This window comes from Kamptonema animale CS-326, assembly GCF_028330895.1.
GTDB lineage: Bacteria > Cyanobacteriota > Cyanobacteriia > Cyanobacteriales > Microcoleaceae > Kamptonema > Kamptonema formosum.
This window is the reverse complement of the sequence record NZ_JAQMUA010000312.1, coordinates 1-7,565: the sequence shown is the minus strand read 5'-3', so window position 1 is coordinate 7,565 and position 7,565 is coordinate 1. Positions and strand designations below refer to the sequence as shown.

The 7,565-nt window shown below is 44.3% G+C and carries 8 protein-coding genes; 4 read left to right on the top strand and 4 right to left on the bottom strand.

Features of this window, described 5'->3' with window-relative positions:
* Nucleotides 1-68 precede the first annotated feature (68 nt).
* Nucleotides 69-953, top strand: a complete 885-nt coding sequence (locus tag PN499_RS18020; protein ID WP_272033473.1) for a PhzF family phenazine biosynthesis protein — start codon at nt 69-71, stop codon at nt 951-953.
* A 55-nt stretch (nt 954-1,008) separates the two neighbouring features.
* On the top strand, nt 1,009-1,572 hold the full coding sequence (locus tag PN499_RS18015; protein WP_272033472.1) for a Uma2 family endonuclease: 564 nt from the start codon (nt 1,009-1,011) through the stop codon (nt 1,570-1,572).
* An 18-nt stretch (nt 1,573-1,590) separates the two neighbouring features.
* Here the strand turns inward: PN499_RS18015 and recR are convergent, their stop codons facing one another.
* The 4 genes from recR to PN499_RS17995 all read right to left on the bottom strand — a co-directional run bounded on the left by recR (nt 1,591) and on the right by PN499_RS17995 (nt 5,616).
* Entirely contained in the window at nt 1,591-2,184 is a 594-nt protein-coding gene (recR, locus tag PN499_RS18010) for a recombination mediator RecR (RefSeq protein WP_007356818.1), read from the bottom strand.
* A 176-nt stretch (nt 2,185-2,360) separates the two neighbouring features.
* Nucleotides 2,361-2,729, bottom strand: coding sequence for a translation initiation factor (locus PN499_RS18005; protein ID WP_007356817.1), 369 nt, complete (start codon nt 2,727-2,729; stop codon nt 2,361-2,363).
* A 173-nt stretch (nt 2,730-2,902) separates the two neighbouring features.
* Nucleotides 2,903-4,282 (bottom strand): O-antigen ligase domain-containing protein, encoded by a 1,380-nt coding sequence (locus PN499_RS18000; RefSeq protein WP_272033471.1) that lies wholly within the window; start codon nt 4,280-4,282, stop codon nt 2,903-2,905.
* An 83-nt stretch (nt 4,283-4,365) separates the two neighbouring features.
* The gene (locus tag PN499_RS17995) at nt 4,366-5,616 is read right to left on the bottom strand and encodes a glycosyltransferase family 4 protein (protein WP_417063887.1); all 1,251 of its coding nucleotides are present in this window, start codon (nt 5,614-5,616) and stop codon (nt 4,366-4,368) included.
* 339 nt (nt 5,617-5,955) lie between these two features.
* On the opposite strand from PN499_RS17995, the gene PN499_RS17990 reads away from it, so the two are divergent.
* A complete protein-coding gene (locus tag PN499_RS17990) occupies nt 5,956-6,750 on the top strand; it encodes a calcium-binding protein (RefSeq protein WP_272033470.1) in 795 nt (264 codons plus the stop codon).
* Nucleotides 6,750-7,565: tRNA pseudouridine(55) synthase TruB (gene truB, locus PN499_RS17985; RefSeq protein WP_272033469.1), on the top strand; the 816-nt coding region annotated here is incomplete at its 3' end. The genes PN499_RS17990 and truB, both read left to right, overlap by 1 nt.

The window sequence follows — 7,565 nt, the reverse complement described above, 5'->3', positions numbered from 1 at the left end:
GGATGGCGGCGTTACGGATAGTTTTGCGTAAGTCATGAGAAACTAACTACTAACTACTAACTAATACTATGAAATTTTACATTGTTGATGTCTTTGCTGAATCAAAATATGCTGGTAATCAGCTAGCCGTATTTGCTGGTGATGGCGTAGCAGAATTATCTGACACCGAAATGCTACAAATAGCCAGAGAAATAAATTACTCAGAAACTACCTTTATCCTCTCAAATGAGATGATGAATGGTGGCTATGACGTGCGGATATTTACGCCTAAAAAAGAATTACCATTTGCGGGACATCCAACATTAGGAACAGCTTATATCATCCAACAAGAAATCATCAAAAGCCAAGTTGAACAAGTTAATTTGAATTTAGCAGTCGGTCAAATTCCAGTTACATTTAATTACATTGACGAAGCCACAGATGTTTTATGGATGCGCCAAAAACCACCAACATTTCATCAAAAATTTGACGCAGAAACTATCGCCTCGGTGTTAAACTTAGAAGTAGATGAGATAGACTTGACATATCCAATTCAAGAAGTTTCAACAGGCGTTCCCTTTATTATTGTACCATTAAAGACTCACTCCTCCCTCAAAACAGCCAAAGTCAACTTAGACAAATATTTTGACCTAGTTCGCAACCTTGAAGCCCAGGAAATCCTAATATTTTGCCCCGAAACTTACAATAAAGATAATGATTTAAGCGTGAGGGTATTTGCCGATTCTTTAGGTATTCCCGAAGACCCCGCTACAGGGAGCGCGAATGGCTGCTTAGCCGGATATTTGGTAGAATATTCTTACTGTGGCAAAACATCTGTAAATGTACGAGTTGAACAAGGTTATGAAATTGATAGACCTTCATTATTACTTTTGAAATCTCAAAGAAATCAACAAGAAATAGAGGTTTATGTAGGTGGTAAAGTAGTGATGGTAGCCAAAGGAGAATTTGTTTAAAAATATCATTTAAGAGCGCTATAGTCAAGTTATAACCCAAGGAGGATTAACCAAAATGGTGACAGCAATAATTGAATCAAAAGAGGTTAAAATTACTGAATTACCCCACATTTCTCTAGAACAATGGATGCAAAACCCACCTGATAGTACAGAATGGGTAGATGGGGAATTAGTGGAGAAAAACGGTATGACACTCAAACATAGTCGAGTTCAGTCAAAATTAGATTCTTCTTGGCGAAATTACAAAGAATCCAGCGGACAAGGAGGAGAAGTTTATACCGAACCCCCTTGTCGTACTAATCAGCAAGGACGTAAACCTGATGTCGCCTATCTTACCCCAGAATTGTTAACTCAATTTGGCGAAGTTGCTGTTTTACCTCAAAGTTTCCCCTTAAGTGCAGAAATTGTTTCTCCTACAGATTTTGCGGAAGATATCATCGCTAAAGCTTACGAGTATTTACAGTCAGGAGGTCAGGAAGTTTGGCTAGTTTTTCCCGAAAATAAATGGATTATTATAGTCACAGAAAACCAGCAAGTAATTTTCAATTCTGGTAAAATAGTTACTACTCAGATTATACTGCAAGGCTTTAGCATTGCTGTTGATGAACTCTTAGGATAAAACAGGATTAAAGATTAGCTAATCTAACAGCCGCCGTCCTTCTAAAGCACGCGCTAAAGTCACTTCATCAGCATATTCTAAATCTCCCCCCATCGGCAAACCAAAGGCAATTCGCGTTACCTTCGTAAAAGGCTTAACTAAACGTCCTACATACAGCGTGGTAGTTTCACCTTCCACACTCGGACTAATAGCAATAATCACTTCCTTAATATCATCGTGACTCACGCGCCGCACTAACTGTTCAATATTTAATTGTTCTGGGCCAATTCCATCCATCGGCGATATAACTCCGCCCAAAACGTGATACTTACCAATGTACTCCCGCGTTTTTTCAATGGCAATTACATCGCGGGAATCTGTGACTACACAAATAGTATCGCTGTCACGGTTGGGATTGCGGCAAATTTCGCATACTGGGTCAGCAGATAAATGAAAACATACTTCACAGAAACCTACTTGTTCTTTAGCATCAATTAGGGATTGAGCAAGTGCTTCTATTTCTTCTTCTGGTCGTTTGAGAATGTGTAGAGCAAGGCGTTGGGCGGTTTTGGGGCCAATTCCGGGTAAGCGTTGCAATTGCTCTATTAAACGGGCTAAAGGTCGCGTGTACAATTTAGTAATTGGTAATTGGTAATTGGTAATTGGTAATTGGTAATTGTTACTGAGAAAAAATGATTAACTAAGTTAAGCTAACTATTAATAATTAGCAATTTGGTAATTAGTTGTGTCGGGGATTTAACGGATATAACGGCTATGACAATTAACCACTAACCACTAACCACTAACCATTAACCACCACTGATTTTAGCTTTATACCCCAATTTTGTCAGAATTTCAACAAGCTTTTGGGTGTGCTCGCCTTGAATCTCAATCTCGCTATCCTTAACAGTACCCCCTGCACCGCACTGGGTTTTAAGCTGCTTCAGCAATGCTGCTAGAGTTTCGGGTTTGGCCTGAAATCCCGTGATGACAGTGACAGTTTTACCCTTGCGACCCTTACGGGAGGCCTGGACTCTAATATTTTGCTGAGGTGGCGGGACTTCTGGGAGTGCTCGTTCTACTGCGGTTGAGTTGTCAAAGTTGCCGAATTCGGAGTAAACAACTCGCTTCCCTGTAGAAGCCTTAGCATCGGAGGAGTTGCGTTTGGATGTCGTCATAAGGAGAACTAGGGAGTTGGGACTGTAGGACTGGTGAGCGGATCAGAACTACTACTATTTATATTTGTAGCTGGTTATGGCGGGGTTGCGATCGCAACACCCCCATCTTGGCGATAAAGATACCAAGATACCACCGGGACGGCGGCGTTACAAACTTCAAATTGTCTAAAACCCTATCTAGCAAATCTTCGTGACGTTGGCGATGGCTTAGATACAAGGGATGGCGTTTTTTTCACCTTAATTGATTCCGGTGGATTCAGTATTAACCCTGAAATTGCCCCGCTACCGAGAATGAATACCGGATTAGGAAAAGCATTCAGGGAAGAGTCCAGCATATAGCAAGCTAAAACTACAGCCATCCCCGCTACAGGCGCTACTTTTGGGTTGCCCCAGGTACTAGCCGGATAGCGCAACCAAACACAGGCCAAAGGTGGCAATAAGAATATTGCCGTAAAACTAATCAGCCCCACCACACCATTAACACCATAAGCAATAATCCACAAACTATCCGTAACTGTAATAGTTTTACCCCATTCATCAGTTACATGATTTGCTCCCGAATCACCCCAACCAAACATGATTCGTCCCCGTGCTTTATGGGACAAAATCTCCTCATTTTCAATTCTAAAAGCTAGAGATTGACTGCGGTCTTGTGGGTCAGTGGAAGTATTGACAAAGTTAATAACATAAGGATTAGTGTAAAGGGTTCCGCTAGCACTAACGTAAAGGTAACTAGAGATCCCCGCAATTAGCAAAAGCAACAACAAACCATTACGAAACTGCTTGCCAACTAATAAGATAACTACTCCTATCGCTAAATAAATATATGCTCCTGTGGAGCGACATAATATAAAAGTAACTGTCAAGATTCCTACTACCTGGGTAGCCGGAAAATTCCCGACTTTCTTGATAACTTTAGCTTTCCACAGCCAAATTCCCAGCAGCGCTGCTGCCATCATCCACATACCTACTGCTAAACCGTGTTCCATGAATACTGTAGGTCTATATCCTCCTAAACGAATTGCTTGTCCAAAGTCCAAGCGGGGAGTAAAACCGTAAACTATGCGGTGTAACTGTGGGCTCATGCGGGATTCATAGAGGCACAAAGGAATGTAGATTACTCCGCCGTAGACAATACCGATTGCTAGCTCTCGCACTCCGGCTAAATTATTGAGGTAAATTCTAGCTAAAAAATAAGGCAATCCCCACTGTAAAATTTGTCCGATAGTAGGAGAAAATGGGCTGAGGTTATTACTTAGTTGTGAAGCAATTGGACAGCAGCACCAAATGAACATTGGTATATCAAGCCAGCCCGGTTTAAAGGAACTAAGACGGGCTGGCTGGAAAATTATAGTAGCTAGTAGACAGCCTAAACAAGCTGCTGTTGATTTGGTGTAGCTACCAATTGCTGGCAGTTTAATTGATGCTTGCGGCAAAAATAGGGTTGAGGCGATGAAACTAATTACTAATGCTCTTTGTGGTGGATACCGCACAAATAAGTACAAGGTAACTAGAATCCATCCATACAATGCCAGACTTATTAAGGAAGACATTTGCTAATTGCTAATTGCTAATTGCTAATTGCTAATTGTTAATTGTTAATTGTTAACTGGTAACTGTTAACTGGTAATCTGGATTATTGATTCTGAGTTCTGGTATGCGATCGCTCAATTGCTGTGTAGAGTGCAGCTTCAAATAGATCCGTTGCATCTTCCCAGGTATATCCTGTCACCTTAGCGTAGGCAGCATCAGACATTGTTCGCCATTCCGTCTCAGACAACTGGCAAATCTGTTCTATTGCTTTAGCCATATCTTCTGGATCTTCCGGTTTTACCAGTATGCCGCAGCCGCCCTCTAATAGTTCGGGAGCAGCACCCGCTGGAGTGCCAATGACAGGCGTGCGACACGCCATTGCTTCTAAAATCGGCAGCCCGTAACCTTCGGAACGGCTAGCAAACAGCCACGCATCGCATTTAGCATAAAATTCTTTAAGCTGACTTTGAGAAGGATGAGGTTCGTACTCAGTTCCGGGAGGCAATGGTAAATCTGGAGATAGTTGGCCGTTACCAAAAGCAACTAAGCGTAAATTGGGGATTTTCTTAGCAGCTAGCGAGAAAGCTTTTAACCCCAGGTCGCATCCTTTCCAATTTACAGTTGAATACATGATTCCGACTGTGGGAATGGGCTGTTTGCCGCGAGGCGGGGCGTAAAACTGTTGGGTATCGACGCTGGGAGGTACGAGAGAAACGTTGCTGTCGCCGTATTTAGTCTCAGCTATATCTACTAACCACTGGGCGACGGGGATTTTGTGCAGAGGTAGCGACCAAGTTGCTTCTACTCTTTCTTTAGGCAGATAGTCAAAGACTTCGTAATGCTGTACGAAATAAGCTTTTGCTCCTTTTGCGGGAGACAAGTTCGCCACCCATTCGGCGGTTTCCCACCAAGTGGCGATAACTACGTCAGCATCGGGTAAGTCGGCATCGCTAACGGGGCCGTTGCGATCGGCAACTCGGTATTCAACGCCTAGATTATCGAAGTGGGAAGGTGTGCGATCGCTTGAAGAAGGCCAACCCTCTCCCCGCATCCAAGATCGGACTTTTTGCTTCAAAGTTGGTTGTTGTTTGGGCATGGAAATGATGAATACTTCATGCCCCCGCTTTTTGAGCAGTTTGGCGTAAATTGCTACTACACGGCTGCCTCCGGTAAGACTAACAATAGGAAGAACAAAGGTAATTTTCATCGCCATAAGAGTTTTTGTTATTCTAGCTCCCTTAGTTCTTATAGCGCGATCGCGCAATGCCGTTTCTCCCAAACAGGACTTACGCAGGTCGTCCCAGAAACCGGGTTTTTGAGAGAATCTGTGGTCACAACGAAGTATTTTCGTCAAAAAACCCGGTTTCTTTGGTTGGGTGCGTAAGTCCTGGCTTAGTTGTGAGGCCGCGATCGCGCTTTGGCAATCTTTGAGGTTACTCTGCGAGTGTCCCAACTGTGGGGCAAGGTGTAAGGTTATTGCCTGGTGACTTAATGGTTAGTGTTAGTGTAGAGTTTTTCTACAAATAGTCTATTCTCAAAAATATTACTTCAAATTAATTAAGTTATTAAACAAATCACAAGATTTACAAATCAGTTCGCTATCCTCTTAACAATTTGATTGTTGAAGCCTATTCTATGCAGCTTGATTAAATTGGTATAAGATACTTAATGATTGCATATTTAAGGTAGAACTATGCCAGGAGCAGTGCCATCTCAGCCAATCAGACCAACGCCAACACCCAGTCCTAGCGGTAGCGGTTCTGGTGGTAATACAGGTACACTTCCAGGGGGGGGCAACATCATTCGCGGTACTAGCGAGCCCGACTCGCTTCGGGGTAGTGGCAGTGGCGATCAGATATTTGGTTTAGCAAGTTTTGACACTCTCTACGGCTTAGGCGGCGATGATACTCTTTCCGGGGATACGGGAGATGACTCGGTGCTGGGAGAGGGCGGTAATGACATCCTGTTTGGTGGTAGCGATCGCGACTCTCTATTCGGCGATGATGGTGACGATACTATTTTTGGTGGTAAAGGCAATGACTCGGCAAGCGGGGGAGTTGGCAACAATCAGCTCTTTGGTAATACGGGAAACGATACCCTGATTGGAGGCATTGACGATGATAGCTTATTTGGGGGAACAGATGATGACTCGCTGATTGGGGGCGTGGGTGACGATCTCCTCTCAGGCGATCGCGGTAGAGATACTTTAACAGGCGGTGAGGGCAGCGATACCTTTGTTATCGGCCGACTGACAGGCGGTTTAACTGAAGCTGATGCCGATGTAATTACAGATTTTACCGACGGTGCGGATAGAATTCGCTTAAGTGCAGGCCTGACCTTTGGCGATCTAACTATTGTTCAGGGTACAGGCGGAACAGCCCCAAGTACAGTTATTCAGCTTATAAATGGCAATGACGTTCAATTTTTAGCTGTATTGCCAGGGGTTGCGCGTAATTCAATTTCTTCTTCCGATTTCACCACTTTGTAATGACATTTGAAGGTTTCCTTAATCTAAATAAACCGATTGGCCCCACTTCCCACGACTGCGTAGCGCGACTGCGCCGCCTCTTAAAGCTCAAGCGGGTTGGACATGGGGGAACTCTTGACCCCGCAGTAGGAGGGGTTTTACCAGTAGCTCTGGGCAAGGCAACTAGGCTGTTGCAGTTTCTAAGACATGATAAAGCTTACCAAGGAACGGTTCGGTTTGGCTTGACGACGGCGACGGATGACTTGCAGGGGGAGATTTTAAGCTCTCAGCCAGTGCCTAATTTAACTCTAGAACAGGTAAAAGCTGCCTTACCGAGTTTTCAGGGCAAAATTCAGCAGATACCGCCTAATTACAGTGCAATTCATGTGGAGGGAAAACGCCTGTACGACTTGGCCCGCAAGGGTGAAACGGTGGCAGTACCTCCCCGCCCTGTGGAGGTATTTCGGCTGGAGATTTTGGACTGGCGGCCGGGGGATTTTCCTGAATTGGATTTGGCGATCGCTTGTGGTGCTGGAACTTATATCAGAGCGATCGCTCGCGACTTGGGCGCAGCTTTGAATGTAGGCGGAACTTTAGCAGCTTTGACTCGCACTGAAAGTAGCGGTTTTCATCTAGTAGACAGTCTCACTTTTGAGGAACTGGAAACACAATTACAGCAGGGGACTTTCAGCCCTATAACGCCCTCATCGGCATTGGCCCATTTAGATGCGATCGCTCTTGATGCTAAAGATGCCACACGCTGGTGTCAAGGTCAGCGTCTTGCTCTTCTCCAAGCAGGGGAGCAGGGGAGCAGGGGAGCGGGGGAGCAGGGGAGC